Source organism: Leptospira bourretii (genome assembly GCF_004770145.1).
Taxonomy (GTDB): domain Bacteria; phylum Spirochaetota; class Leptospiria; order Leptospirales; family Leptospiraceae; genus Leptospira_A; species Leptospira_A bourretii.
On record NZ_RQFW01000018.1, the window covers coordinates 44,388 to 70,523 of the forward strand.

Sequence of the window (26,136 nt, forward strand, 5' to 3'; positions counted from 1 at the left end):
CCGTTCGCCTTTCCGAAAGGCTCTCTAAACGAGAGCCAAATCTTTTTCCTCTGTGTTTGGAGAAGAACCATCGTCTTTTTTCGGAATTTCTTTGTAATCAGACCAAGGAGTTTCCGAATACACTAGTTTTCCTTCTGCAAAATCAACGAAGATCTTTGTTGGGTTGTCATAAACACCTTTCAAAGATTGTACTGCCATATAATCTTCCAATTCTCTTTGGAACACACGCCTAAGTGGTCGTGCCCCATAGTTTTGGTCGTATCCAATGGTTGCAAAATGTTCTTTTGCCAATTGAGAAAGGTCAACAAGAACTTTTTTCTCAGTCAAACGTTTGTTAAAGTCTTTTAACATGATATCCACAATGTTTACGATCTCTTCTTTTTTGAGAGGAGAAAAGTAAACCACCTCATCCACACGGTTGAGGAATTCTGGATTAAAATGTTTTTTCAACTGTTCACGAGCTTGTTCTGCTTTGTAAGTTTCTCTTTCTTCTGCGAAGTCTTCAAAACCCAATCTTCCACCTTTCGAAATTTCTTTCGCAGCGATGTTCGATGTCATGATAATGATGGTATCGCGGAAATTTACCTTACGACCTTTCGTATCAGTTAAGTTTCCCTCTTCCATGATTTGGAGTAGGATGTTAAAAAGATCATGGTGTGCCTTTTCGATTTCATCAAGAAGCACCAAACTATATGGTTTTCTTCTGACAAACTCAGTGAGTTGGCCACCATCATCATAACCTACGTAACCTGGAGGAGCTCCAATCAAACGGGATACTGCGTGAGGTTCCATATATTCCGACATATCAATGCGGAGCATATTATCCTCCGATCCAAACAACTGTTCTGCGAGCGCCTTAGCAAGTTCTGTTTTTCCCACACCCGTTGGGCCAAGGAAAATAAACGATCCAGTAGGACGTTTTTCGCTTTTAAGACCGGTACGAGAACGTCTGACGGCACGAGCCACTTTTTCGATGGCATCAGTTTGGCCAACAATACGACCTTTGATGTCTTCTTCCAAATTGAGAAGTTTGGTATTTTCGGACTGTTCCATTTTTTTCAATGGAATTCCTGTCCAAAGGCTCACAACAGAAAGTATGTCCTCTTCTTCGATGGAAACGGCATAACCTTCCATTCGTTCTTGCCATTGTTTGGTTTTTTCTTCCAACTGGCCTTTTTTACGATTCACTTCATCGCGAACAGCTGCAGCTTTTTCATACTCTTGGCTACGAACCAAATCTTCTTTTTTAACAGAAAGACCTTTGATTTCTTCTTCGATCTCTTTGATTTCATTTGGACGTTGGCAATTCGCAAGGCGTGCTTTTGCTCCTGCTTCATCAATGATATCAATGGCTTTGTCTGGTAAAAAACGATCGTTGATATAACGGTGAGATAACTTCACAGCTTGTTCGATCGCTTTTTCCGAATAACGGACCTTATGGTGAGCCTCGTATGCTTTTTTCAAACCGTCTAGGATAAGAACCGCATCATCCACGGAAGGTTCTAAAACCTTCACCATTTGGAATCTTCTTTCCAAAGCAGAATCTTTTTCGATGTATTTACGGTATTCGTTATTGGTGGTGGCACCAATACATTGTAATTCCCCACGTGCAAGAGCTGGTTTTAAGATGTTTGCTGCATCCACAGCACCTTCTGCGGCACCCGCTCCAATCAGAGTGTGTAACTCATCAATAAAGATAATGATGTTTTGAGAAGTAACGATTTCTTTCATGATTTTTTTCAATCGTTCTTCAAACTCACCGCGGTATTTCGTTCCAGCAATGAGACTTGCCAAATCAAGAGATAACACTCGTTTATCGAAAAGTAAATCTGGAACTAATTTTTCGATTACGGCTTGTGCAAGACCTTCAACAATCGCCGTTTTTCCCACACCCGATTCTCCTACAAGAACTGGGTTGTTTTTCGTTTTACGAGAAAGGATTTGAATGACTCGTTCGATTTCTTTGGAACGACCAATCACTGGATCCAATTTTTTCTCACGTGCGAGTTGGGTTAAGTCTCTTGCAAATTCATCCAAAATCGGAGTTTTACTCTTCTCTTGTCTTGGGGCCGCTTGTTGTTGTGTTTGGCCTTGGGTTGCACCTTGTGTTCCCGTAGCTCCACCCACAGCACCAGAAGGTGGAGCTCCGAGAAGTCGTAAAATTTCAGATTTAATGACGTTATAATTTACGCTAAAAGATGATAACGATCCGCCCGCGATATTATTATTATCACGTAATAATGCCAATAGAATGTGTTCAGTTCCTACATAGTTATGTTTGAGGCGTTTTGCTTCCTCTTTAGAAACTTCGATCATTTTTTGGTATTTGTCTTGTCCTTGGCTTACATCCAAAAGCAAGGCACCCGAACCCTCACGAGTTCTTTTTTCGACTTCTTTACGAAGTTCGTTTAAATTGATATTTAGATTCGTTAGAATCTTGATCGCGACAGAGTCCTCCTCCCGGAGAAGCCCAAGTAGAATGTGCTCAGGACCGATAAAATCGGAACCCAAACGTTTTGCCTCATCTTGGGCGATTTCGTTGATGACTCTTTTTGCTCTTTTTGTGAATTCCAACATGCCGCACCCTGCCTTTGTTAATTAGACGAACGTTCTTTGTTCCCATCACGACCGTACCGGTTTAATACGAGCCTAGTAAACCAAGAATTTTGTAAAACTGACGTTTTTGAACCACTGAGGCGTTCTTCCACGAAATTTTTACGACTAGGACTCGGTCTTTTCCGATGTTCCTAAATCTATGATCGGTGGAAGGAGCAAATTCTATACCAAATTCAGACAATGTTTGTAAATTTGAAAAAAACCCAATCGCAAGGTCGGGATCCACTCCGAGTAGGACAGAATCTCGCCTTCCCATTCCCAAATTGGTGGGGCAGGAAGAAACAAATCCCCATTCCGGTAAATGGGCCCAGTGGGATTTTTGGAATAAAAAACGAAAAATGGAAATTTTCTTTTTTTCTCTAAGGGGGAAGGGAAGCGAATTTTTCGGTGGGAAAACCCAGATGGATTCCCAGCGGATATGGTCTTCCGATCCCAAATAAAAACCCATTGTAGATTCCGGTTCCGCACTCCTTGGAGGATTCGAAAAAAAACCATCCGGATACAAATAAACATCCATTTTATTTTCAACTAACAGCCGTTTAGACTTATCTTCAAAAGTTTCATAAAAAGGAAAAAGATTTGATTTTAAATTTCTTGTGATGCGAGTTCGAAAAGACAATAAAGAGAGATGGTTTGTATTTTCTTTTACAAAATTTTCCAAATCTTCCCTTAAGTTTTTGGGGATGATTTTGTTTTTTTTTGGTTTTGGAAATTCAAAATTGGAAACACAATGAATACACCCAAACTTGCCGCTTTTACGAAACTGGATTTCTGTGGTTCCGCAAAAACGACAAAAGCGCATTTTAGATAACTGGCGTTAGCTGCCCTGATACAATTCGATTTCGTTTGTGAGCCATAGAGGCAAGTTCCAAGTCGTGAGTCACAAGAATCAAAGAGAACTTAAATTCATTCTGCAGTTCTTTGATTAAATCCATCAAATGGCGAGAGTTATCCCGGTCCAAGTTTCCTGTTGGTTCATCTGCCAAAATGAGTTGCCTTCTTCCCACAAGGGCTCTTGCCACACCGACCCTAGCACTTTCTCCACCGGAGAGTTGGGATGGGAAACTATCTGTCCTTTCGCCAAGACCTACCTTTTTTAAAATTTCAGTGGCCTGTTGTTTTGCCAAACCTGGATTCATTTTTGCAATGAGAAGTGGCATCATTACATTTTCTAGAGCGGTAAAATCAGGTAACAGAAGATGTTGTTGGAAAATAAAAGAAATTTTTTCGGCACGAAAACTTTCTCTTTGTTTTTCGTTTAGATTCTTTAGACTCACTCCACATACTTCCACCTCACCGTCGTCAAACGAATCCATAGCGCCAAGGATATTGAGAAGTGTGGACTTCCCCACTCCCGAAGCTCCTTCTACAGAAACAATTTCACCAGGCAAAACTTCAAAATCTAGGCCCGATATGATATGGTATCTTTTATCAACAACCTGATAGTATTTTTCTAATTTGCGAACGGAAACAGTTGGTTTTATATTCATATCAGTCATTTCGGATTGTATCCACAGGGTTTAGATTCGCAGCCATACGTGCAGGGAAATAACCAGCAAGACCCGAAAGAATGGTCGCAGCCGTTGTCACCATAAAGATAAAAGAAATATCAATGTCCACAGGGATATGATCAAAATAATAAATATCTTTTGGTACAAGTTCTACGGGATCCCAATCTCCAGGGTTTAATAGTCCACCAATTCCATTGATGATCTCAGAGATTACGTTGATGATGACTTCTAACTTAGTCGCAATAAAAATCCCAGCCATTCCACCTACGAGCGAAGACAATATCCCTACAATCATCGCATTTAATGTAAAAATCAAAAGAATATCATTGGAAGCAAGGCCAAGTGCCTTCAGTGTTCCAATGGATCTTCTTTTGGCTCGAATCAATGAATGGACCGTGGCCACCATCCCAAGTGCTGCAAGGACAATAAATAAAAATACAATGATGGAGATGATTGTTTTTTCAAGCCTTAGTGCTGCTAAAAAGTTTTCCTGTTCTTCAGCGATCGTTCTAACAGACCATGAAGTTTCATCTTGAATTTTTTTGTTCCAGTTATCTTCGTTTAACCTTGATAAGATCCTATGTTTGGTAAGTTTTAAATCATCCAAAGAACGAACCTTAATAGCAACCTGATTGACTGCTCCACTCATTTTAAAAAATTCTTGAGCTTGCGGAAGAGACAAAAATACAAACTTAGAATCGTAATTATAATAACCTGTTTTAAAAAGTCCGGTCAATCGAAAGGTTTGGACATTGACTTGGACACCACGTTCCACAGTAAATCTTCCACCGGGAACAGCCATTGTGATTTCACGACCAAGCCCATACCCGTAGATGGCACTCATCTCTTTTCCCACAACAACCAATTTCTTCGTGTTGATCGATTGGATCTCATCTCGATCGTATTGCAAAATGCGAGGAAAGTTTGGTAACCCATTCTCCACTAATTTTTCGACAGAGTCCACAGGGACTGCACGAATCATAATGGGGTTAAAGTTGTTATTACTTTGAATGAGTCCATGACTCGTTATGTTTCCTTCAACAGAAACAAAAGACTCTGCCAATTTCGGATCTGACTTTAGGTGAGCGATGACCTTTTCATAATCATAAATCGCCCCAGACCCATATGAGTTTTCGATCGTGATATGTGGTCCCCCTTGCCAAAGAGATTCTTTCACTTGTTTTTGGAATCCGTTGAAAATGGAGAGGACAACCACGAGGAGTCCCACTCCCACCGCCATAACAATGAACGACAGCCTGGATTTGATGGAGAGGAATCCTAGTACTCGGGACCCTCGGATGTAACGGATTGTGATTAAAGAGACAATTCCCATGATGACCTAATCTTTTTGACAGCTTTCTTCCAAAGATGGATACTGTCAAAAAAGAACCTTATGCCTGAGACACCAAACTATTATTCTGTCAAAGTAAACCTTCGAGACGAAGCCAATATGGTCTACACCATGATTGCGGCTGTCATTGACCCGGTTGAAACCAAATCGGTGAAGTTTGAGGGAGTTTCATGTACAAGCCCGCTGTCCCTTTTGCCAGTTCGGTCCACATTTCAGGACTTTTATAACCGAATGCAACGGGTGATTTACAAAGGGGAACAACAAAAAAACATCACAAAGTCCCTCCAAGAGCTGATCAAAACAAAATTTGGATCAGAAAGTTTTTTGGAAGAGATCCTTCACTACATGGATCACAACCTAACAGACCGTTTGGACTTTGTTTTTAGCGAAATTCATAAAAGAACCTCGGGAAACACAGAACCTAAAGTGGAGATCCATTTTGAACTCATTGACCCAAGTGAAGTTTCAAAAACCACTGTGGACGAGGAAGAAGTTGCAAAAAAAGAAGCCCCTCCTCCAACGCCAGTTCCCCAAGCCTCCGGTTTTTTAATCCCAGCTGACAAACAAATTGTTCAATTTAAGTTCCAACTCTCCCCTGTGAATGGAGTACCCCTCGTTGAACTGAAAGCAGGTGATAATGTTTACATTCGTTTGGTTCCTGGTGATGGAATCACAGATTCCATCATCAATACTCTAGAACTCAAAGAAGAATCTGGTGCAATCAAACAAATTCCCGCAAAAATTGTAAACATCTCGAATAACAAAAATTTTTCGGAAGTTGTCATTAAAATCAATGAACAAATCTACGGAAAAATCATTGAAGAAGAGAATTCTGTAAAAATCAAAACAACGGATGCACAACAAGGGGCCGCCAATATCATAGGTTCAGTGGCATCTCCCACGGCAGCCGTTACCAAAGCTAAACAAAACCAAAAACTTTCTGCTGATGAAAGTTTTCATTTAATGCCTTATATCATTATGTTAATCGTTCTTGCGATTGGTATGATGACTATTTTTGTAATTTTATAAACTTCTATGGAAAAAATAAAAAAAAGACTCCCGATCATCACTTCGGCATTTATTGCCATCATTCTCATTCATTCTCTCTTTGTTGATTATACAGTTCAGTTTCCCGATTATATCGCCACAGAACCGTCCGATTCGGCAATGGAATCAATGAAACCACAAGTAGTTGCTGAAAACGGAGTTCTGAATCGAATTTCCTATTTAGAATCATTTTTGGTTGAGTTGGAATCAAGAGAACTTCCAGTAGATACAGAGCAGGAAGACACTAAAGAAAATATCAAACGAGTCTTAGTTGGTCAAAAGTTATTACTCGGCCTTTCTTTGTTTTATTTGTTATTAGCATTTTCAACTGCAGTTTCCTATGCATTCAGAGCATGGTTTCATAAAACATTGGCAAATGTTTTTTATCCCGTGTCTTTTGTTGTTTTGGCACCAAAAGTTTTTTACCAACTCAACTTGGCAATGCAGCAGGAAATTTTTTCCTATTTTTATTTCATTTTTTTAATTTTCACATACGGAATCAGTGTGATTTCCTATCGATTGATTTTAAAAAATAAAGAACTAGCAGAAGGATTCCAATCACTACAATTTTCTTCTTCCTTAGAAGAAGAAGGGAGATCTCCAAGTAACACAAAAACTGGATCTATCTTCGCTCCAGTGTTTCATGTGGCCATCATCATCTTAATTGGAATTTTAATTGGAAACTTAATTTATATTCCGCTTTTCCTATTACAAAAACACTATGTAACAGAATTTAGTTACTTTATTTTCTTTTTACTTGGGATTTTATCTTTATTTTATATCTTCAATTACAAAAAAGTGGGCGGGGAACCAAACAGTAGTAATTGGAAAAATCTGACTGTTAGTTTTGCTTATTTACAATTTCGTTTTTTAAGAAATGGCTTTTTGTCTTTATTTAGCACCATTCTTATTGTTTTCTTTGTAACGTTTTTGTTTAGTTTATTACTTTTTAATATTGATCTAATCCAAAATCATTTGGGGCTTTTTGGCAAAGCCACAGAATTTTGAGTGCCTAGTGGCACTCAGGTTCCTTCCCTTTGCGCACCAAACACCAAACCTTTCCATTCGGATAGAATGTAGATCTTGAAATCAATTCTCCTTCATTGGAGTAGATTTCAGATGCTTCTTTTGCACCAGTTGGGTAGTAATAAAACCACTCACCCACCTTCTTATCGTTTTCGTAACTACCCTTTTCTTCTACTTTTGTATCTGGATAATAACGAACCCAATCTCCTGTACGCAATCCGCCGTCAAAAAAACCTTTTTCGTTCAATCGACCACTACGAAAATAACGATGATAGGAGCCGGTTTCATTTCCGAGTTCAGCAGATCGAATCCATAACTGTTTTTTGCGATTCCCAACTTTGTAATTTTGTTCGATGTATAATTTACCATCGGAGAAATAAAACTTCCAAAGTCCGTCTCGTTCACCGTTGATCATATTCCCTTCCATGATGGTAATCCCAGAGAGGTAATTTAACTTTTTACCATATCCATTGGGTTGGCCAAGAGCATCAACGGGAACCTCAGTGATTAAGTTTCCGTTTTCATACCATTCACGGTAAAACCCATCCCCCACCAAAAGGTAGAGATTTGTTTTTTTTTCGTAGTTTGCATCCTTAGGAATGGACCCAGACCTTGCGGCAGTTGCTTTACAAGGACCGAACAACAAACCGGAAACTAAAATCGCAACTAATAAGGATACAAAGACCCAGATCGAACTGTCTTTAATGTGTGTGGATGTAGATGTCATTTTCATTTTTGAACTTAGTTAGGATTTCTTTTGAGATAAGAATTCGATTGAGCCTCTTTGACCGAATGGGAGTTAAGTAACGTAAACACATCAGGATAGTTCCTTCAGGTTCTAAAGAAGTGTATACGATAGGAGTTGTTTTGCCAAGTCGAACCAGATAGTTTTTAGACATCTCTCGAATTTTTGATTCTACCAATTCAGGAGCCAAAACCAATTCTTCATGAAGGATTTGGGAACAGATTTTTTCTGCTTTTTCCCAATTGGAATTGATCGCAAGATATACCTTAAACTCATCCCAAACAAAATCCATAGTTTCCGAAACAATAAAGAATCGATACAAAACAATATTATAATTTGGAAAGTGAATGAGTCGATTTGTTGATTGTTCAAATCTTGGGTCTGAAGCAATTTCTAATAGAGTGAACTTAAAAAAACCAATATTAACAACATCACCTTTGATATTATCCAGTTCAATCCGGTCTCCCACCTTAAATCCATTGGCTCCCATAATCATAAACCAACCGACCATATTCAACCAGACTTCTTTCAGTGAAATGACAATCCCGGCGCCAGCAAGACCAAGCACCGTGGGCAAAAGCGACAAACTTGAAAACACAATGGGAAGATAAGCAATCCCAAACACCAAAAGAAATCCCATACGGGCTACTTTTCTACGATTGTATTCATGAACCGCATCGGGAGCTGGTTTGATCCTCTCCACAAGAATCATAGTAACTTTATAACAAAATATAGCAACAATGACCATGTATCCAAACAGAATCATGGTTTCCGCAAAATCACGGTTAGCACTACGAAGTAAAGTTAATGGATTTAAATCCAAATAGAATTCTTTTAGGCTTCCCCTACCCATTCTATAGTTTTCCTTTTTGGCGTTTTAAAATTTCGAGGATCATCTTTCTTTCCACCGGAACACCAAATTTTGGTTTTCCAAAATCCTCTAAGAGAACAAATTTTAAGGAACTACCTTCCTTTTTTTTGTCATGTTCCATATGTTTTAAGATTTCTTCTGGTTTTTCTTCCAAACGAGTGGGAAGTTCCAGTTTTTTCATAAGGGTGATAGCCTTTTGAAAATTTGATTCTGAAAATCCAACCAATTCTTTGGATAACAATAAGGCAGTCACAAGGCCCACAGAAACGGCTTCCCCGTGAGAATATTTTTTGTATTGGGTTAACGATTCAATGGCATGACCAGTTGTATGTCCTAAATTTAGGACAGCACGAAGGCCCGACTCCTTTTCATCTTGCCCAACAATCCCGGATTTGACTCTCACGGATTCCTCAATCGCATAACGAAGAATTGGTGAATCTGCAAAGTATTCTGAACGTATTGAATTTGATATTTTTTCTAAAAAGTCTCCACCATCGAGAAATGCGTGTTTTGCGATTTCTGCTAACCCACAACTCCATTCTTTATCTGGGAGAGTGGATAGTGTAAAGAGGGGAGCAAAAACAAACTCCGGTTGGTAAAAAGCTCCAACCATATTTTTACCAGAATCAACATTTACTGCAACCTTTCCTCCAACTGAGGAATCAACACAAGCGAGTAATGTCGTCGGAACCTGTACAAAACGTACGCCTCTTTGATAGGTAGCGGCAATAAAACCCGCGAAGTCACCTACCACTCCACCGCCAAAGGCGATGACAACGGCTCTTCTATCTGCATCCGTTTCAATGAGTTGGTTGTAGACCTTCTTCACTCGATCGATATGTTTATTTTTTTCACCAGGTTTTAGATAAATAAAGGAAAATGGGACGTTTAAGGACTTTAATTCTTTGGTAATGTATTTTTCATAAATTCCCGCAATTTCTCGGCTCGTCAGCACATAGATTTTTGAAACCTTGGGTAGTGAATTTAATTTTTCAGTGAGGCCTTGGAAGTCTTCGTGTAACTCAATTGGGTAACGAAACCCCTGTCCAATAATTTCACGTTCTGACAACTTCATGGTTCATTCACCCATGGGCTGGAAATATATCTAGGTTTATTTGTTGTTTTTGCCCGGAAGTAATGTTTTATATCGGGACGAATGTCCATAGACAAAATTTCTTTGGTAGTAAAATATCCAAACCCGGAAATTGCCTTTTCTTTCGGATTGAGAACGGGTAAAAGATCTTTGACCTTGGTTAAAAAAACAATTTGAATGAGATGTCGTTTTTTATTTGGATCGATGGATTCATTTAAAAATAAAAAATCCATTTTACTCACTTCCAGAGACAATTCTTCATTCAGTTCTCGTTTGAGTGCTTCTTCTCCCGACTCACCAAATTCAATCCCACCACCAGGAAGCAACCAATACCCCGACTGTTTTTTTTGCTGTTGTACAAGCAAAATCTTACCCTTGGGATCTTGGATGAGAGCGGCAACCCGAACTCTCATCGATTTGGATTTTAATAAAAAATCGATCATAGTATCTTTAAAAAACGTAAGGCCGCTTTTGCTGCCATCTGTTCTGCCCGACGTTTGTTTTTTCCTTCCCCATTTGTTTGGAAATTTTTATCGCAAACAACAGAAACGAGGAACTCTTTATCGTGGTCAGGACCCTCTTCTTTCATAACAGAATATTCAGGTAATTTTTTCCATTTCTTTTGGCAAAATTCCTGCAAAATGGTTTTATAATCTTTTGTTTCTTCGGCATCATCCACTGCCTTTTCCATCGTTTGGAAATGAGGAGTGAGGAACTTACGACAACTCTCTAATCCTTGGTCCAAATACAAAGCACCAAGGAAAGCTTCAAAACAGTCTGCTTGTAGATTGGCATTGGCTTCCCCTTTGTCCCTCTCACCTTTGCCGAGGAGTAAATACTCAGGGAACCTGTACACACGCGCTAATTTCGCAATGGCGGGCGCAGAAACCATTTTGCTTTTTAGTTTAGCAAGTTTCCCTTCTTTTCCTTTGGGTAGGGATCTATATAAAAATTCGGCAGCGAGGATTCCGAGGACCGAGTCACCAAGGAACTCCAAACGTTCATTGTCAGATAAATAACGATCTGAGTCTTCGTTTGCGAATGACCTGTGAACAAATGCTAGGTGGAGAAGAGAAATATCCTTAAATTGGGTTTTTGTTAAAACTTGGAGTTCTTTAAGAGAGGAAATTCTTTCAGGTGGGAGTTTGATACGAATCGAGTCGGACAAGGGTTCAAAGATCCGGGTTCCTCTATTCGGGGAACCCGGTTTTTGGATTGGGAATTACCCCTTAAGTTTATCGATGAATTTAATTACATCGCCTACGGTTTGGATTTTTTCTGCGTCTTCGTCAGAAATTTCCACACCAAACTCTTCTTCAAGAGCCATTACTAGCTCAACTGTATCAAGAGAGTCAGCACCAAGATCATTGATGAAGTGAGCTTCAGGTGTAACTTCTGACTCATCAACACCAAGTTGTTCTACGATGATTGACTTAATTTTTTCGAAATCTGCCATTTTATATCCTCCAGGCCACTGTGAACAGTGGGGCAAGTGTTAAATCGTTTTCCGCCAGGTATATATGTACGCCTAGCGTTTTTTTAAAATGAAATTGTCGGAATTTTTGGCAAGTCTAAATAGATTATTTTCCTCTTGAAACCTTTGACATCATTCTAACATCACCTAACGCAAATTAACTTCAGGAAAATTCTTGCGTTTTGTTCAGAAAACCGAGTCCACACCCAAAGGACCCAGACATTTCCAAAATCCTGACCCGATTTCCAATGCTTTGCTCCATTTTAGCAGATTTACTTTCTGTTATAATGGAATTAACTTCCCCCAATCCCTCCCCTTTGCGAAAACAATCCCAAGAAAATAAATAAAGGAGAATTCCATGACTCAAAAATGGATCCAACTATTCACCACTTTCCTCCTACTTTCCTTCTCGGTATCTTGTGCAGAAAAGAAAGAAGACAATAACACACTACTCGCAGGCCTACTTCTCTTTGCCGCAAACCAAGTGAAAGTGAATACAGCCGCCGATTTAGTGAACGAATCGGCAGCGGACTACAATCAAAACAATTGGGGACTCATCACTCCGCAAACTTTGGCCCGATTTGTAAACAATTGGCAGACAAACAAACCAAGCCACATCACAGGAAACCTCATCATCTTACAAACAGATGCAGCTGATCGTGTAGCGGGAGGTGCTGCTTCCCCATACATAACTGAAAATCCAAGCCAAGGTGTCTACGTATACCTATTAGATGATTATAAAACTGTCGATTTACCAAGTGGAGGATTCCGTTTCAACCAAACAAGAGACACGGGCCTATTCTCCAACTCCGTTCGTTACCAAGCAAATGGACAGTTTGTAGATGATTGGCTAAAAACTTTTGGAATCAATCTCTCTAAAGACTTAGTTGTTTTTACTGTTGGTACAGGGAATGGAATCACAGCAGGAGCTTATCCAGCAAAAGCAGTGGGAGCCGGTGCCGTACAAGATGTAACAAGAGCGGTATATTGGTTACGTTATTGGGGAGCCGATATCAAAAACTTGGCAATTCTCAATGGAAACCTGAACAAAAAAGCAACTGGTGCAGGGATTCCTCTTTCTGCAAGTCGGTCAGGAATCAACTTAGAAAGGAATGCTGGATTTTCAGTGAAACAACTACGAGTTGATAATACTGTGCTTACCCTTGGATTGGAAGATATTTACGAGATTGCAAAAACTGGCGGGACCGCAAATCTTCCTGGCCTTACCGCCAAACAACAGATTATTGATGCAAGGCCAGCCACACAATACAATGGGACTGCGGATGGTTTAAACGTAGCACGAAATGCACTTCTAACAAATCCAGGAAACCAAGCCTACATCACAACTTCCTTTCAATCATCAGGTGCCCCTTCTGCCAGTGCAGGCAACCAAACCTTTGTCCCTTTCGAAGGGAATATCAAATCTTCCAAAACATTTCCATGGGCCGACCTACTCAAAGACAATGCGGATGGATATGAATTCTTAGACAAAGCAGCCATCAAAACATTGTTTGATACAACAAGAGCTGTTTACTCACCAGGAACCACCATTGTCAGCCAATGCCGTACAAACTTTGAAGCCCAGGTCAATGGATTTGCCTCGTTGAATATCCTTGGATACCCAACAGTCTATTATGATGGATCTCTCGTGGAATGGACGGCTCTAGTAGCGGGACATGGAACCAATTCCATCAACCAAGTGCCTGCAGACTTCAAATGGAGAACGGATACTTCCAATGTATCAACTTTTCTTTGGTACAATGAACCAACACATGTGGTTCGCCCTGTTGTAAATCTCACGGCAACGACTACAAAAAAATTCATCCAAGAAGATAAGGCTTATAAGTACTAATCTCTTTCCCAGTTTACACTTCGTCTCCCTGCGAAAGTAGGGAGACAATCTTTTAGAAATTCCCTTTCCAAGAAAGTTTTTCCTAGTCAGTTTGTATTTATGGCAAGGAACGAAAAAGAAGAATCCATCCACATTGGGTTTCGTGAGACCATTACCTTAATCCTCCCCTACTTTCAAAAAAAAATTTGGGACCAAATCAAAGCCGTCATCTGGATTGTTCTGTATCTTGCTCTCTTTCAATTATTCATTTTGCGAATTCCCATCAAAGAAGCAGGTCTAATTGCCTTGGGAATCTCTGCAGTAGTCCTTGGTTTGGCTTTCTTTTTGGAAGGACTGTTTTTGGGTCTCATGCCCTTGGGTGAGGCATTGGGACTTCGCCTTCCACAGAAATTAGGAATTTTTAGCATCATCCTTTTTTCCATATTGATGGGAGTTGGTGCCACACTGGCAGAGCCAGCCATCACCATCCTTCGTGCCTGTGGGAGTAAGGTGGCGCCTTGGGATGCTCCACTACTCTATTTTTTGTTAAACGAAGGGTCTTTTTATCTTTACCTTTCCATTGCCATAGGGGTTGGGATCTCCGTTGTCTTTGGTATGTTACGATTTTTATTTGGATTTTCTTTAATGCGAATCCTTGTGCCAACCATAGTGATTCTGTTAGGTGTAAGTATCTATGCATACTTTGATGAAAATTTAAAATTTATATCTGGCCTTGCTTGGGATTCGGGAGCTGTGACAACGGGACCGGTCACTGTCCCACTGGTTGTGGCGCTGGGAATTGGGATTTCCAAGGTAGCAGAAAAAAATGACCAGAGTAGTGCTTATGGAGTCGTGACTCTTGCTTCTCTTTTTCCCATCCTCTCTGTGTTTTTAGTAGGAATGTATTTTTCTGGAAAACTACCCAAACCAATGCCGGAAGAAGTATTTTTTAAACAAGGAATCAAATTAGAAGAAGCCAAACTTCTGCTTGGTGATTCATACAAAGTCCCTTCCACAAAAGAAGTATCTCTGCCAAAAAAAATTAGCCCACCTGAATTTTTCATAAAGGCAAAAGAAAATATTTTTGATGCTTTTGAATTAGCAATCCGGGCCATTTTACCTTTATCAATTTTTTTACTTTTGTTTTTAGGATTAATTCTTAAAGAAAAAATATCCTACCCCGAAGAAGTTTTTTTGGGGATTGGATTTTCTATCATTGGTCTTAGCATTTTTAACTTTGGGATCATCTTCGGATTAAATAAACTGGGAGACCAAGTCGGTGGGAAACTTCCATCCACGTTTCGTTCCATTGAACTCATCGACTCCACAAAATTTATTCCTAACTTTAACCCAAAATCTGTTTTGAAAGCCGTCAACGAAGATGGAAAAGAAGAAAAGTTCTTTTATCTAAAAGAAAGAAAATCCTATACAGGAATCCCATACCATGAAGAAAACTGGAATCAAAAAAACAAAGTGTATGAATATGTTCCCATCCACGGACCAATTTTTGGGAAAGAAGACAATTTATTAGGTTACTTAGTAGTTCTTGTATTTGCTTTCTTTTTGGGATATAGCGCAACACTCGCCGAACCAGCATTATCTGCCCTAGGAAATACTGTAGAAGAAACAACCGTTGGTACTTTTCGAAAATCTTTATTAATTCAATCTGTGGCGGTGGGAGTGGGACTTGGAACTCTCCTTGGTATGTTAAAAATTTTATTAGAAATTCCTTTGGTTTGGATTGTTGTTCCCATTTATCTTTTACTTCTTTTTTTAAATACATTTAGCAAATCAGAATTTATTGATATAGCCTGGGATAGCGCTGGAGTGACCACAGGCCCCATCACTGTTCCACTAATCATCGCCATGGGACTTGGGATCGGCAACCAAATGGGAACTGTCGATGGATTTGGAATTTTAGCAGCCGCATCTGCTTTTCCCATCTTATCTGTTTTGATTATGGGTATGATTGTTGAGAACTCCCGCAAACTTTCGTTACGTGATTCAGAACTAAAAGAGAAATAAAATGCATTTTAAACAAAAAGCGATACGAATCACTGCAATCGTACATAGAGATTTAACCGACCTCGTTGTTTCCGCCTTAAAACGAAATAATATCCACTATTTCCATATGGAACCAGGCAGGTATCCAGTCCTTGCCAAACGAGGTTGGCTTCTTTTTGATTTTTACCAAAACCATTCTATCATTGATACGCCGGTTACGATCTTTGAAGTTTCCTGTGAGGCCTCTACTGAAAACTTTTTACTTTCGCTTTTCCGAGATGCAGCAGAACTAAACATCCCAGGTCACGGCAGTGTGTATTCAGAGACGATTGAATTCCACAGTCCTCTCCCAGCCGACTACATTGTCACAACGGAAGAAAAAACCAAAACCATTGGTTTTTCAGGACTCACTGGAATTTTTTGTATTTTACCTCGCGGGTCAGCAGAACCTATAGCTCGTTTGATTCTGCAAAACGGTGTGGCCGTTCCTACCATTAGTTATGGAACAGGGACAGGATTACGGGATCAGTTGGGACTTTTAAGAATCACAATTCCAAAAGAAAAAGAAATTTTAAAATTAGTTGTCCACTCATCGGATGCGGAACATGCGATGGACTTTATCATCGAGGTGGGGCGATTGGATTTACCAGGCAGAGGATTTATTTTTGAATTCCCAATTGGCCGAGGTTTACTCAATACAAAAGTCAGTTTGGAAGGACCCAAACAAGCAGCCAGTATGGACCAAATCATTTCCGCATTAGACCAGTTATACGGAAATATGGAATGGAGAAAAAAATCCAATCAATTTAGACAATCGGCTCGTCATAGAAATTATTTTGAAGGGGTGAATGTTGTCATCAACTGCAAAGAGGAATCTATTGAATCCACTCTTGCCAATCTACGAAAAGTGGGAGTTTCCAGTTCCACAATCTCCCTCAACAAATTGGTTCATTCCCAAAATGAAAAAAATGCATTTACACCAGCAAGAGAGGTAGCCAATATTCTGATCCCTAAAAAAAATCTTTCAGAAGTACTTAGCTTATTGGAAGAAACTGGATTTTTCGGAGAAGAAACAGAAGGGATTGTTTACACAATCGAAATCCCAAGAGCCTTCTCTTACCAATCGAAACTCGGTAAAAGAAAATAAAAATCCCCTCATCTCGAAGTATCGAAATCAGGGGATCTACTATCACCAAAAGATGGTAAGGTGGTAAACTTAAGATCAGTCTTCAATCAATCTGAAGGAAAACTGACCAACGTCTTATTTCCTAAATCTTAGTGACCGCCACCTGGTAAAAATCCACCACCATTAATATCAAGGATATGTCCTGTGATAAAAGAAGATGCATCAGATGCAAGGAATGCGATTCCGTTTGCGATATCTTCTGGTAAACCAGCACGTTTGAGTGGAATTGCTTGCACCATACCATGTCTGATGTTTTCAGGGATTGCTTCTGTCATTTCAGTTGCGATAAATCCTGGAGCAATTGCGTTACAACGAACCTTTCTAGAAGCCATCTCAAGAGCTACTGCTTTTGTAAAACCAATCACACCTGCTTTGGATGCCGAGTAGTTTGTTTGTCCAATGTTTCCATTTTCACCAGAAATAGAAGAAAGGTTGATGATCGATCCACCATTTTCTTGTTTCATCATGACTTTGATGGCAGCTTGTGTACAGAGATAAGTTCCAGTTAGGTTTACTGCAATCACAGAATCCCATTGTTCTTTTTTCATTCTCATGAGGAGAGTGTCACGAGTGATCCCTGCGTTGTTCACTAGGATATCAACAGATCCAAATTCTTTTTTTGCAGAATCAATTAGTTTTTGAGCATCTTCTTCAACAGAAACGTTTGCGACAACTGCGATTGCTTTGTAACCTTTTGATTTTAATTCTTCCGCAGTGGCATTCGTTGCTTCTGGGTTCATATCCGCTACAACGATATTGGCTCCAAGAGAAGCAAGTTTCAAACAAGTTGCTTTTCCAATTCCTCTTGCTCCACCTGTTACGATGGCTGTTTTTCCTGATAAACTAATCATTTGGTTTTTCCTCTTTTTTTCTAATTCCTAAAAACATTTTTAAATCTAAAATCTATTAAAATGAATCCTTCTATTTAAACCGAATCACTAAGAATCGTTTTGTATTCACTCAGTCTTGTTCGAATTCTATCGTTGATTCCGTGTTTGGCGCACTCTGAAATGACTCTGACTGCATTTTTAACTGCCAATGCATTGGAAGAACCATGCCCAATCATACAAATCCCTTCTACACCGAGTAGAAGCGCACCGCCATATTCCGCATAGTCTAAACGTTTTTTCACAGCGTTAAATGTTGATTTTAAAAGTAAGGCACCAGTTTGTGCAAGACTGGATTGTCTGATGGAATTTTTTAAAACATTAAAAATAGATTTTGCAAGACCTTCTGTTGCTTTGAGAACAATGTTCCCAATAAAACCATCACAAACAACAACGTCTACTTCACGGCCACCGCCATAAAGATCACGACCTTCCACGTTTCCGACGAAGTTAAATGGTATTTTTTTTAAGAGATCAAAGGTTTTGACAGAAACCGTATTTCCTTTTTTGTCTTCTTCCCCATTGGAAAGAATACCAACCTTAGGATTTTGGATTCCAAAAAGTTCACGAGAATAGATTTCACCCATCACAGCAAACTGAGCTAAGTATTCGGGTTTACAGTCTACGTTTGCACCAGCATCTAACAGAAGTACAGGTGGCCCTTCCTCTCTTGGAATATGCGCAGCAATGGGTGGGCGCAAAACGCCAGGTAGGCGGCCAAGGTGTAACAATGCGGCGGCCATAGTAGCACCTGTGTTTCCCGGAGAAAACACACCGATACATTCTTTATCTGCTACCAAACGAACTGCTTTGACTACGGAAGAATCCTCCATAGCGCGTACTGCTATCGAAGGAGAATCATTCATACCAATGATTTCGGTAGAATGAATGACACGGATTTTTTCAGTGTCATAATCAAATTTTAACAGGATATCGAGTAACTCTTGTTCGTCTCCAACGAGATACACAGACAGCCCGAATTCTCGAACTGCCAGTACCGCGCCCTCGACGATACCTTCAGGGCCGTAATCTCCGCTCATCGCGTCCACGGCGACCCACATAATGGTTAGTTATCTTCGGTCGTTTTTTTAACTTTTTGAGCGACTACGAGTTTTCCCTTATAAAAACCGCAATAAGGGCAAACACGGTGGGATAGAACAAATGATCCACAATTGGAACACGGGTTTAAGTTAGGTTTGCCAATCGCGTGATGGGCTCTTTTCGTTCTAACTTTCGATTTTGATTTACGTCTCTTTGGGACTGCCATGGCTATCCTCTATGGAATTATAACTGGTTTTTACTATGTTTTGGAAAACCAATGTGAAAACAATATTTTAATTTTCTAGGCTCTCGATAAGAGACCGTAATTCGGTGTGTTTGTGATAAAAAGAGGAACGATTGCAGACAAAACGGGCTGTACTGTATAAAATCGACTCAAATTCCTTGAGACCATTGGCTTTGAGAGTCCCACCAGTGGATACTAAGTCCACGATACAGTCAGATAGACCTACAATCGGTGCCAGTTCAATCGAACCATAAAGTTTGATGATTTCGCAGGAAATCCCTTTGGAAAAAAAATATTCCCGAGTTAGGTTGGGGTATTTGGTCGCCACTCGCACTTTGGAGCGTTTGGCAAATAAATCAAAGTCAGGGAATGAGGCAAGAGAGAGACGACAAGCCCCTAGTTTCAAATCCACTGGAGCAATGAGATCAAATCCCCCTTCTCGGAGGATGTCCCAGCCCACAATGCCGGCATCAGCGGCTGCTTCTTCCACATAGGTGCAAACATCTTGGGATCTGACAAATAAAAGACGGAGGCGTTTGTCTTCCGAGACAAAGGTGAGTTCTTTGGAACCCTCGGATGGCAGAGTTTTTAACCATCCTTTGGATAACAAAAGATCCGCAGTTTCTTCGGCAAGCCTACCTTTCGGAAGAGCCAAAGTTAACATAGGTTAGTTTTTCCCGAGTTTGAGGAGTAAATAACTAGAGAGAAGTTTTACATCTTCCCCAGATTCTGCCACATCTAGTTTGACTGCTTTTTCAAGATACTCTTTGGCACCCGCCTTATCTCCGTTAAGGTAAGACAAACGACCTGCTTGGTAATTAGACCATGCTTTAAATCCATTGAGTTCTCTTGCTGGTTCGATCACCGTAGCTGCAATCTTATAGTTTTCTAATGACTTGGCATTATTTTTTTCACGTTCTCTGTAGTTCCCAGCAACGTAAAAATAAAGTGCTTTGATTTCTTTGGGAGTATCAATTTTTTTAGCGGCGTCTTCTAAGTATCCGGCAGCTTTTCCGAATTCCCCTTTTTCAGCATACAGTTTTGAAAGATCTTTCCAAACTCGAAGTTCCATCTTTCCGGTACTTTGGTTTTGTAAAAAAGCTTCTAAACTTTGGATCTGAACATCGAGACCCACTTTCGATTTTTGGTGGGTGAGTTTCAAATCCTCAAGTGTTACCGTTTCTTTTTCAAAAAGATAAGCTCTATATTCGAAAAATCCAATGACAACAGCTAACACAACAATGGCGGATGCAAGACTGATAAAAACAGACTTACGATTGCGTGCTAAAAAATGTGTGAACTTTAAAAATGCGAGTTCAGCTTTAGAACCTTCAAAATCAGCGAACTCATCCTTTTGGATGAGTTCTGCTTGTTTTTTGTGTTCGATTTGGTTTTTTTTATGAAACTTATCCATGGACCTATCGGTTTTGGTTTAAATTCATAAAAGAACCGATGGATTCACGTGAAGGTTGGTTGTCTTCCTTCATGTATTTTGCCATCTCTTCACGTTCTACTGCTTTATCAAAGTCTTTGATAGAGAGAGAAATTTTCTTATTGTTAGGTTCGATTTTGACTACAACTGTGCGAACAGAATCACCCACTTTGTAAAGATCTTCTAACTTAATGTTACGACCATCTGGGATTTCAGAGATATGAACTAGGCCTTCATAACCTGGTTCTACTTCTACGAAAACACCAAAACTAACAATCGATTTCACACGACCTTCTACAAGAGTACCCGGTGGGTATTTTTTGCGAAGAGCTTCGTATGGATGTTCAGAAAGTTGTTTTAATCCACAGCTGATTCGTTGTGCATCTAAGTTTACATCTAGGATTTTGTATTGAACCGATTGGCCTTTTTTAAGGAGGTTTAATGGGTTCTTTTCTTTTTCATCCCAAGTGATGTCAGAGATATGAATGAGTCCTTCGATTCCACTTTCTACTTCAACGAAAGCACCGTATTTAGTGATCCCTGTGATTTTACCTTCGAGTACGTTTCCGGCACGAACGTTAGCAGAAAGCGCTTCCCAAGGGTTAGGAAGGAGTTGTTTGAGTCCGAGAGACAAACGTCTTGCTTCGAAATCAATGTCTAAAATTTCAGAGTCAACTTCTTGGCCTTTTTTCAAAACATCTTTTGGATGAGGTGGTTTTTTGGCCCAAGAAAGTTCAGTGGTGTGAATCAGACCTTCGAGTCCCTCTTTGAGTTCCACGAAAGCACCAAAGTTGGTAAGGGAGGTTACGATTCCGCGAACCACCATTCCTTTTTCGAGTTCTTTCTTTGCCCAAATCCAAGGATCTTCGTAAAGTTGTTTGATTCCAAGAGAAAGTTTATTGTTCTCTTTATCAACTTCCAGAACAACTACTTCCACTTCGGCACCGATGTTGAAGTATTGTTTGAAAGGAGCAAATTTTTTGTAAGAAATATCGTTTTGGCGGAGAAGTCCGACCACTTCGTAAACAGAAAGGAAAACACCAAAATTGGCAATTTTCACAACCTTACCGTTCACTTTGTCCCCAACTTTTACTTTGCCGAGGAGTTCTTCCCACTTCTCGCCGTTGATTTCGTCGAGGAGTGTTTTACGAGAAACCACGCCGGTTCTTGTTTTTTCGTTGAGTTCAATGATTTTGAATGAAAACTCTTTTCCACCTTCTGTGGATTCTTTGAAACGGACCCCTACGTGAGAGGCAGGAAGGAAAAGTTGAATGCCTTCACTTTCAACTAGGTATCCTTTGTTTTTGACTTCACCGACAATTTTACCGGAGAGTGGATATCCGTTTTGGCTTGCATCTTTGATGGTTTCCCAACCGACTCGTTGGTCCGCTTCTTTTTTGGAAAGGACACAATATCCATCGACCCGCTTTTTGATGATCGCACTGACTTTTTCACCGCGTTTTGGCGTTTCAGAAAAGTCTTCACGTGAGACACGAGCTTCCAATTTTTCTCCAATATCAAGGAAAACAGTGTCACCAATGACATCGACTACAGTCCCTTCGATGAGGGTACCTTTTCCTGCGGAGTTTTCTTGTTCTTGTGCTTGTGACTGCGATTCCCACTTCTCTAATAATTCGCCGAAGGAAGTGGTCTCATTTTTGGGGGAGGATGGGTTGGTTGAATTCAATGGTTACCGGGATACAAAACCTAGATTTGCCCAGAGGATGAAACCTTGGACAGGATAGTATTTAGGACAGTTTCCGTGTCGAGGGTGCTCGTGTCAATCAGGATTGCGTCGGAAGCCTGCTTCAGGGGAGCCACAGTGCGGGTGGTGTCACTTTCATCCCTTGCCACAATCTCTTCTTTGATGTGGTTTAGGTCGGCTTTGAAGCCTTTTGTTACTAATTCATCGTATCGGCGTTTGGCCCGCACTTCCACAGAGGCGGTCAGAAAAAATTTAAATTTGGATTTGGGAAAAACTTCTGTCCCAATGTCTCGACCATCCATCACCAATTGGTGGGTTTTTGCAAATTCTCGGATGTGGTGGTTGATAATTTCGCGAAATGCTCGCCTAGGGGCAATGTAACGAATCTTTTTTGTAATCTCTGGATCGCGGATTTCCAAACTTATGTCCCTTCCACCTAGGAACATTAAATTTTCCCCCGTGGAAGAAAGTTCACAATGTACGGGAATTTTAGCCACAGAAAAACCGAATTCTACTTCGTCCTTTTCTAAAAGGGTGGCGTCTGCTAGTTTTTCTGTATAAAACGGAAACTTAGACTCATCCTCTTTTGTTTCCAAAAACTTTTCCCATATAGCAAGCGTTAACGCACGATAATAAGCACCCGAATCCAAGTAAAGATACCCGATTTTATGGGCGATCATTCGTGCAAGTGTACTTTTTCCGGAGCCGGCAGGCCCGTCTATGGCAATGACTTTTTCTATGTTCGAGAGACTCATGGTTTTATATTCTAAAACTAGAACAGGAATTGATTTCGTCCAGAGGAATTCTGAATGGGAAGAAAGGCTAACCGACGGTAAACGATTTTCCCTTGACATCAAAATTTTCCTCCCTAGCGTAGCGACACTCAGGCGGGATGTTCGTGAAGCTTAGAAATCGCAATCTTGATCCAGAACGAATTGCCGACTTTGAATGTTATCGAAGTGGGATTTTAGAACTCATAGTAGGAAATGCTCCGCTCACTAATGTACTAACCGAAATTGTATTGGGAATTGAAACTTTAAATCCCACAATGCTTTGTACAGTTGTTCTCATCGAAAATTCTAAAATTAAAATTGGAGCGGCCCCTTCTCTTCCCAAAATTTATAACGATTCCATTGAAGGAGTCACCATCGGACCTGAGGCCGGTTCTTGTGGCACAGCGGCATACACTGGCAAACGAGTTGTGGTAGAAGATATAGGAACAAGTCCTTTATGGAAAAATTATAAAGACATAGCATTGAGTGTGGGTCTATCCTCTTGTTGGTCTGAACCCATCCGTTCCCATACAAACGAAGTGATTGGTACATTTGCCATTTACCATCATGAAGTTGCAAGCCCTACAGAATTTGATATCTTTATCATTACAGAAACAGCTGATCTTGTGAGCATCGCGATCGAAAAATCGATTGTTTCCGAAAAACTAACAGAAAGTGAAAGAAGGTTTCGCGATTTTTTTGAAAAAAATTCATCTGTAATGCTCATCATTGAACCAAACTCCGGGGACATCATTAACGCTAACCAAACAGCAGTTCAATTCTATGGATATCCTCATGAAGTTTTGACAAAGATGAAAATTGAAGAAATCAATATTTTACCTCCTGAAGAAGTAAAAGCAGAAAGGCTGCGTGCACTGGCAGAAGAGAGAAGTTATTTTGCTTTTTCGCATAAACTTGCCAGTGGAGCCATCAAACAAGTAGAAGTTTATTCCACTCCAATTGAAACAAGCAACCGCCATCTTCTTTTTTCCATCGTTCATGATGTCACAGAAAGAAAAATCGCTGAAGAAAAAGTTAAGTCCCTACTTTCGGAAAAGGAAATGATTTTACGAGAGGTCCACCATCGGATCAAAAACAATATGACCATTCTTTATAATCTTTTGGATTTACAAGCAGGATCACAGGAAAACGAAGAAATCCGAAACTCATTAAAGGATGCAACCAGTCGTATCAAAACAATGTCCCTTCTCTACGACAAATTGTACTTGGGGAAAGCATTTCACGAATTACTTTTAGATGAATATCTAATCCCTTTATCAGGGGAAATTATTTCTTTATTTCCTTACCCAGTAAAACTGATTACTGAAATTGATAGTCTCCAATTGTCCGCAGAACAACTCCAAGCCATTGGCATCATTACAAACGAACTGCTCACCAATAGTTTAAAGTATGCAAGAGATTCTTCCAAAGAGTTGGAAATTAAAATCAAAGTTTGGGCAGAAGAAGAAAATTTCTTTTTACTCATCAGTGACAACGGAAAAGGATTTGATCCAGAAATATCAAACCCAGATAAACTGGGTTTTGGATTGACCTTAGTGTCTATGTTAACCAAACAACTGAATGGTTTACTTACCTTTCAAGGTGCTTCTGGTGCAGAATATAAAATCAAATTCCCGATCCATAAAACCCATCCTTAACTGCGGGGAAAGTGTATCGAAATCTTTTTTTGGAATTACCTAAATAAGCAAATTCCATACGGATGGTGTCAATATGGCTGGCATCATTACCTCCATCCAAATACAATCTCACTTCCTTCTCCATTGTTTTACGGTAAAAATAGTTATCCTTAACGTAATTGACCATCTGAAGGTATAAAACTTGATTTTCTGCTGAAAGTTTAGGGTTTACTTTGTCTGCATTTTGGCTGGCAAATTTCAACTTCCCGTTCAAAAAATGTAAGTTAGAAGAAAACAAATAATTCATTGGGTTTGTTTGATCCATCTGGATGATGAGTGGGAGTTTAACTGAATTACAATTCCAATAGAATCTTAGTGTAGGTTCTTCTAAATTCACTTCCTTCCAATAAAATTCTAATTCATTCTTTTGGCCGCAAAACTCATTTGACTTTTCATCTGAATTGGAAAGCCGAATCGATGATTTTGGAAATACAGAAAATACAGACTGGTTTTTGCTTAATTTCGAATACACTCCATGTGGAATCCAAACTTTTGTTTCTAGTTGTATGGCCAATGATTTTGCTTGTTCTTCTCCATTTCTCTTTTTTACTTCAGTAAAGAGAGAGTCAGAAAGTGTATTGATAAACTCCGGGAAAAAACGATCTCCTGCACTAGTTTTTGCAATTGCCTGAAAAATGGTTACATCTGCTAACTCACTTCCCACCAAAGCCCGATACTGCCATAACAAAGAAGGAATAAAGGCAAAATCTTTTTTAAAATCAGATTCAATGTTTGCGTCATAAATTCCAATTTCTTTATCCAATCGAAACGCAGATACAATCAGTTGGCGTTTGACTGCCTCACAAGTTTTGTGCGTATACAATTCAGGATGATCCAAAAGAGATGCAGCATAATAATCAGATATCCCTTCTGCAAGGGAACGACCTATGGCATTGTTCCCAAGATATTTTCCTGTGATCAAATGAGTGTATTCGTGATAGATGGCATCAGGACAAGAAGCTGTATCAATGATTCGTTCAAATGCAAATGTTCCAAAAACAGGTAAATCCCATTTAGGAGCAAACCACAACTCACTGTTCCAAGTTCCATTGGATTCAGCTGGTGGGATGGTCAAAGCAGTGTTTTTTAATGAAACTTTGGAATCATAATAATCCGTAGGTGAATAAGCAAATGGGGCATCCACTCGGATTCGAACCTTGGGATTAAATTCTGTAATTTTATCTTTTATTCCAGCGTTTGTTACGATTGTTTTAAATCTAGATTCGATTTTCCGAAGTTGGAATCCTAACGTCAGTAACTTCAAATTTCCTTCTACTTGTTCCAGTGGAATTGGCTCTTGTTCTAACTTAGAATAAATGGAAAAATTTTCTAATATATAATTTGTTTTGGATTTGAGACCTAGGTCTTCAATTGATATATTCTTATGGACAAACTGTTTACGGTTCCCATCCCAATCCAATACTTGGTTTTCTTTTTTTACTTCTGCTGATAGGTTCACACCGAAGAGGAATGTAAAAAGAGAAAGTAAGATGTAACCTTTTTGTTTCCATTGATTTTTATGAAACTCTAAACTCTTCATTTTTTATACTCTATGGTTCTGTTGTTAAAAAAAGGGATCTTGTTTCTTTTTGCCACCAAGAG

The 26,136-nt window shown here is 39.7% G+C and carries 24 protein-coding genes; 6 read left to right on the top strand and 18 right to left on the bottom strand.

Annotated elements, in window-relative coordinates:
* Positions 1 to 24: 24 nt before the first annotated feature.
* The 4 genes from EHQ47_RS12215 to EHQ47_RS12230 form a co-directional block, all read right to left on the bottom strand.
* Positions 25 to 2,577, bottom strand: a complete 2,553-nt coding sequence (locus tag EHQ47_RS12215; RefSeq protein ID WP_135777264.1) for an ATP-dependent Clp protease ATP-binding subunit — start codon at positions 2,575 to 2,577, stop codon at positions 25 to 27.
* Between the two features lie 61 nt (positions 2,578 to 2,638).
* Complete coding sequence (locus EHQ47_RS12220) at positions 2,639 to 3,277, bottom strand: ATP--guanido phosphotransferase (RefSeq protein WP_341867464.1); 639 nt, start codon at positions 3,275 to 3,277, stop codon at positions 2,639 to 2,641.
* Between the two features lie 142 nt (positions 3,278 to 3,419).
* Complete coding sequence (locus EHQ47_RS12225) at positions 3,420 to 4,115, bottom strand: ABC transporter ATP-binding protein (RefSeq protein ID WP_135749511.1); 696 nt, start codon at positions 4,113 to 4,115, stop codon at positions 3,420 to 3,422.
* Entirely contained in the window at positions 4,108 to 5,460 is a 1,353-nt protein-coding gene (locus tag EHQ47_RS12230; protein ID WP_208727437.1) for an ABC transporter permease, read from the bottom strand. The genes EHQ47_RS12225 and EHQ47_RS12230 overlap by 8 nt, the downstream gene beginning before the upstream one ends.
* A 60-nt stretch (positions 5,461 to 5,520) precedes the next feature.
* Between EHQ47_RS12230 and EHQ47_RS12235 the strand changes: the two genes are divergently transcribed.
* Both EHQ47_RS12235 and EHQ47_RS12240 read left to right on the top strand, forming a co-directional pair.
* Positions 5,521 to 6,507 (top strand): hypothetical protein, encoded by a 987-nt coding sequence (locus EHQ47_RS12235; RefSeq protein WP_135694135.1) that lies wholly within the window; start codon positions 5,521 to 5,523, stop codon positions 6,505 to 6,507.
* A gap of 6 nt (positions 6,508 to 6,513) precedes the next feature.
* Positions 6,514 to 7,533 (top strand): LIC_10230 family protein, encoded by a 1,020-nt coding sequence (locus tag EHQ47_RS12240; protein WP_135750064.1) that lies wholly within the window; start codon positions 6,514 to 6,516, stop codon positions 7,531 to 7,533.
* 4 nt (positions 7,534 to 7,537) lie between these two features.
* Here EHQ47_RS12240 and EHQ47_RS12245 read toward each other — a convergent pair whose 3' ends face one another.
* Genes EHQ47_RS12245 through acpP form a run of 6 tightly spaced genes read right to left on the bottom strand, consistent with a single transcriptional unit; the run spans position 7,538 to position 11,716 of the window.
* Positions 7,538 to 8,278: a toxin-antitoxin system YwqK family antitoxin gene (locus EHQ47_RS12245; RefSeq protein WP_208727438.1), complete on the bottom strand. Its 741-nt coding sequence runs from the start codon at positions 8,276 to 8,278 to the stop codon at positions 7,538 to 7,540.
* Positions 8,253 to 9,149 carry a mechanosensitive ion channel family protein gene (locus EHQ47_RS12250; RefSeq protein ID WP_135749508.1) on the bottom strand — a complete coding sequence of 299 codons (897 nt, stop codon included), beginning with the start codon at positions 9,147 to 9,149 and terminating at the stop codon, positions 8,253 to 8,255. The genes EHQ47_RS12245 and EHQ47_RS12250 overlap by 26 nt, the downstream gene beginning before the upstream one ends.
* Before the next feature lies 1 nt (position 9,150).
* Positions 9,151 to 10,242: a 3-dehydroquinate synthase gene (gene aroB, locus EHQ47_RS12255; RefSeq protein ID WP_135749507.1), complete on the bottom strand. Its 1,092-nt coding sequence runs from the start codon at positions 10,240 to 10,242 to the stop codon at positions 9,151 to 9,153.
* Entirely contained in the window at positions 10,239 to 10,703 is a 465-nt protein-coding gene (locus EHQ47_RS12260; RefSeq protein WP_135694130.1) for an NUDIX domain-containing protein, read from the bottom strand. The genes aroB and EHQ47_RS12260 overlap by 4 nt, the downstream gene beginning before the upstream one ends.
* The gene (rnc, locus tag EHQ47_RS12265) at positions 10,700 to 11,428 is read right to left on the bottom strand and encodes a ribonuclease III (RefSeq protein WP_135749506.1); all 729 of its coding nucleotides are present in this window, start codon (positions 11,426 to 11,428) and stop codon (positions 10,700 to 10,702) included. The genes EHQ47_RS12260 and rnc overlap by 4 nt, the downstream gene beginning before the upstream one ends.
* Before the next feature lie 54 nt (positions 11,429 to 11,482).
* Positions 11,483 to 11,716 (bottom strand): acyl carrier protein, encoded by a 234-nt coding sequence (acpP, locus tag EHQ47_RS12270; RefSeq protein ID WP_002974954.1) that lies wholly within the window; start codon positions 11,714 to 11,716, stop codon positions 11,483 to 11,485.
* Between the two features lie 376 nt (positions 11,717 to 12,092).
* Here acpP and EHQ47_RS12275 point away from each other — a divergent pair, with 376 nt between their 5' ends.
* The 3 genes from EHQ47_RS12275 (at position 12,093) to EHQ47_RS12285 (ending at position 16,716) form a co-directional block, all read left to right on the top strand.
* Positions 12,093 to 13,586, top strand: coding sequence for a sulfurtransferase (locus EHQ47_RS12275; RefSeq protein ID WP_135749505.1), 1,494 nt, complete (start codon positions 12,093 to 12,095; stop codon positions 13,584 to 13,586).
* Between the two features lie 99 nt (positions 13,587 to 13,685).
* Positions 13,686 to 15,590, top strand: a complete 1,905-nt coding sequence (locus EHQ47_RS12280; RefSeq protein ID WP_135777266.1) for a DUF1538 domain-containing protein — start codon at positions 13,686 to 13,688, stop codon at positions 15,588 to 15,590.
* Between the two features lies 1 nt (position 15,591).
* Positions 15,592 to 16,716, top strand: a complete 1,125-nt coding sequence (locus EHQ47_RS12285; RefSeq protein WP_135777267.1) for a P-II family nitrogen regulator — start codon at positions 15,592 to 15,594, stop codon at positions 16,714 to 16,716.
* A 128-nt stretch (positions 16,717 to 16,844) separates the two neighbouring features.
* Here EHQ47_RS12285 and fabG read toward each other — a convergent pair whose 3' ends face one another.
* From fabG to cmk, 7 genes are all read right to left on the bottom strand, one after another.
* Positions 16,845 to 17,606 (bottom strand): 3-oxoacyl-ACP reductase FabG, encoded by a 762-nt coding sequence (gene fabG / locus EHQ47_RS12290; RefSeq protein WP_135749502.1) that lies wholly within the window; start codon positions 17,604 to 17,606, stop codon positions 16,845 to 16,847.
* 74 nt (positions 17,607 to 17,680) lie between these two features.
* Positions 17,681 to 18,703: a phosphate acyltransferase PlsX gene (plsX, locus tag EHQ47_RS12295; RefSeq protein ID WP_167483288.1), complete on the bottom strand. Its 1,023-nt coding sequence runs from the start codon at positions 18,701 to 18,703 to the stop codon at positions 17,681 to 17,683.
* Positions 18,704 to 18,708: 5 nt separating this feature from the next.
* Positions 18,709 to 18,909: a 50S ribosomal protein L32 gene (gene rpmF / locus EHQ47_RS12300; protein ID WP_015679024.1), complete on the bottom strand. Its 201-nt coding sequence runs from the start codon at positions 18,907 to 18,909 to the stop codon at positions 18,709 to 18,711.
* 67 nt (positions 18,910 to 18,976) lie between these two features.
* A complete protein-coding gene (gene hisG / locus EHQ47_RS12305) occupies positions 18,977 to 19,591 on the bottom strand; it encodes an ATP phosphoribosyltransferase (RefSeq protein WP_004785973.1) in 615 nt (204 codons plus the stop codon).
* 3 nt (positions 19,592 to 19,594) lie between these two features.
* Complete coding sequence (locus tag EHQ47_RS12310) at positions 19,595 to 20,341, bottom strand: tetratricopeptide repeat protein (protein ID WP_135749500.1); 747 nt, start codon at positions 20,339 to 20,341, stop codon at positions 19,595 to 19,597.
* Between the two features lie 4 nt (positions 20,342 to 20,345).
* Positions 20,346 to 22,046 carry a 30S ribosomal protein S1 gene (locus tag EHQ47_RS12315; RefSeq protein ID WP_135749499.1) on the bottom strand — a complete coding sequence of 567 codons (1,701 nt, stop codon included), beginning with the start codon at positions 22,044 to 22,046 and terminating at the stop codon, positions 20,346 to 20,348.
* A gap of 20 nt (positions 22,047 to 22,066) precedes the next feature.
* On the bottom strand, positions 22,067 to 22,819 hold the full coding sequence (gene cmk / locus EHQ47_RS12320; RefSeq protein WP_135777269.1) for a (d)CMP kinase: 753 nt from the start codon (positions 22,817 to 22,819) through the stop codon (positions 22,067 to 22,069).
* A 143-nt stretch (positions 22,820 to 22,962) separates the two neighbouring features.
* Here cmk and EHQ47_RS12325 point away from each other — a divergent pair, with 143 nt between their 5' ends.
* Positions 22,963 to 24,495 carry a histidine kinase dimerization/phosphoacceptor domain -containing protein gene (locus EHQ47_RS12325; protein WP_135777270.1) on the top strand — a complete coding sequence of 511 codons (1,533 nt, stop codon included), beginning with the start codon at positions 22,963 to 22,965 and terminating at the stop codon, positions 24,493 to 24,495.
* Here the strand turns inward: EHQ47_RS12325 and EHQ47_RS12330 are convergent.
* Positions 24,464 to 26,074, bottom strand: a complete 1,611-nt coding sequence (locus tag EHQ47_RS12330) for a hypothetical protein (protein WP_135777271.1) — start codon at positions 26,072 to 26,074, stop codon at positions 24,464 to 24,466. The genes EHQ47_RS12325 and EHQ47_RS12330 overlap by 32 nt on opposite strands.
* Positions 26,075 to 26,136 lie beyond the last annotated feature (62 nt).